This window comes from Haloferax sp. s1 (genome assembly GCF_058382125.1).
Map to the genome: position 1 here is coordinate 1 of NZ_JBZRPK010000203.1, position 1,896 is coordinate 1,896.

General features: G+C 50.8%; 2 protein-coding genes. Both read right to left on the bottom strand.

The window, feature by feature from the left end:
- Nucleotides 1–22: 22 nt before the first annotated feature.
- Nucleotides 23–721 carry a helix-turn-helix domain-containing protein gene (locus QT222_RS01675; RefSeq protein ID WP_491476099.1) on the bottom strand — a complete coding sequence of 233 codons (699 nt, stop codon included), beginning with the start codon at nt 719–721 and terminating at the stop codon, nt 23–25.
- 562 nt (nt 722–1,283) lie between these two features.
- The gene (locus QT222_RS01680) at nt 1,284–1,838 is read right to left on the bottom strand and encodes a DUF547 domain-containing protein (RefSeq protein ID WP_491476100.1); all 555 of its coding nucleotides are present in this window, start codon (nt 1,836–1,838) and stop codon (nt 1,284–1,286) included.
- Nucleotides 1,839–1,896 lie beyond the last annotated feature (58 nt).

A 1,896-nucleotide genomic window follows, 5' to 3' on the forward strand; every position in this document is an offset into this window, starting at 1 on the left:
TTGGACGGGGGGACAGGGCCGATTAATTATATATCTCCCATATGTGGAGATCCCCGGAGCACCTCCAGTGACCGATTCCGCAAACCACCCGTTCTTCGCCTTTCCGAAGGTGCTCCCCCCCCGTCCCGGGGGCGATTCCGACAACCCCGCCAATGTCCTCAAGTGACGCTTGGCGAGGTTCGTTGTAATACCCCAGCTCAACTGCCGTCTCTAGCACTTCTTCTTGCCGAGATGTAAGCATCCTGCTGAACGATGATTCGTTGGGGTCATAATCACCCATTTCAAGAAGTTCAAACGTAACAAAGTCTATATCTTCAATATATTCGGATAACTTTTTGAATGTGTCGTCAGATCCCAAGTATGTTACCTTGAGATAATCATTGGAAGTAAAGTAAATCGGTGTGTCGATTACTAGGTTTGATTCTCGTTGTAGTTCCAGACCCCGGCGAGTCTCCTCTGTCGGCTCAAATTGACTCACAGCCATCCAACGGTCGTCTCCGGAGACAAGATAATCATTGACATGAGGGGAACCCTCCATAATTTGTTTATATCGTTCCTGACTGCCGCTTGCCTCGGCAAATAGCAGCACGGTATCATCATCAAGAAGCTCGATATGATGAATGGCTCTTCGCTTGATAGATGGTTCATCTGTCAGTTGCTCTCCAAGTGGATGGAACGCACTACCTCCATTTGGTTTGAGTAGAGCCGTAAGATACCGCATACAATGAGTTGGAGTGCGTTAATGTAAAAGCTCGTGGATGTTCTACATCCCAAATGCTCATGCCGCTTGCTTGTATTTCGACCCTGAAGGCCCCACCGTATCGAGAGGATTAGCATAGTTTTCGGACGATGTAACGTTAGAGTGAACACCTCATCAAGTAGCGCCCGGTCCGTGGAAAGATTACTTAGACGCACCAAGACGGTAAGTCCGAATCGTACGATAGTCGATATGAAAACGGGGCGATTCTTGATTTACACCTATAGTAGTGTTTGCAAGTCATTGCACACTCGCTCGACCGTTGTCGTGCGATCGGATATGTCACCAGTTGCAAACGCTACTATAACGACGACCAGAAGGCACGTTCTACTGGGTATCTGATTCGGTCTTTGTCACGATGGAGATAAGTTACGCATCAAAATCATCTTCCGAGATTGTGGGGAAGCATGACCCAATATTGGATATATCATCATAGAATATATTTTCTTAGATTTCTCTGGACCACTGCATCGTTCGGCAAATGGCGGGAGAAGCCAACGCCGACGCTTAGACCGTTGACACCACCTCACGCGGATGAAACTTCGTCTCGATACATTCCCTTGTGTAACGTCCAATCGTACTTCTGATACCGTATTCGAGGCCGGTCGCCACGCTCGATAACGCCGTAGCGTTCGAGCGTGTCGTATATGCCACTGCGTCCCCCGAAGTCACCACGAAAGTACAGAAAGAGACGCGACACCCACACATCGTTGGCGTCGCGGTCGTATCTCGACGACTGCTGGAGGAACGAGGTTGCACTCCGCTCAAGTTCGCCGTCGATATTGCTTGCCGTGTACGCGACGATTGGCGGACAACTTTCGGCACCACAGTTGAGCGCGAAGTGAATACGTGGGTCGACTCTAGGAAGGCGATATGTGCGCTCGAACGAACTGGGAAACAAACGCGGGAGGTACCCGAGGCCGTACTTCCACTTCGACGACCGAAGGATGCCGTGTTCGATATCGTCGAGGCTGAGGTCGGTTCCAGCGACGATGTGCCGTTGCTGCCCGAAGAACCGCCGTTTGTGCTCGTTCAACGAGATATCTACCTGTAAGTCCCGCTGGACGAGCGCGTTGTACACATTAACCCAGATGCCGTTGCCGCGTCGCTCCGCCCATCAAGTTCCGAGAGGAAGGCGT

Bases quoted from the DNA above. Each gene is read 5' to 3' on its own strand.
- QT222_RS01675 (WP_491476099.1), bottom strand. From the start codon at position 721: ATGCGGTATCTTACGGCTCTACTCAAACCAAATGGAGGTAGTGCGTTC.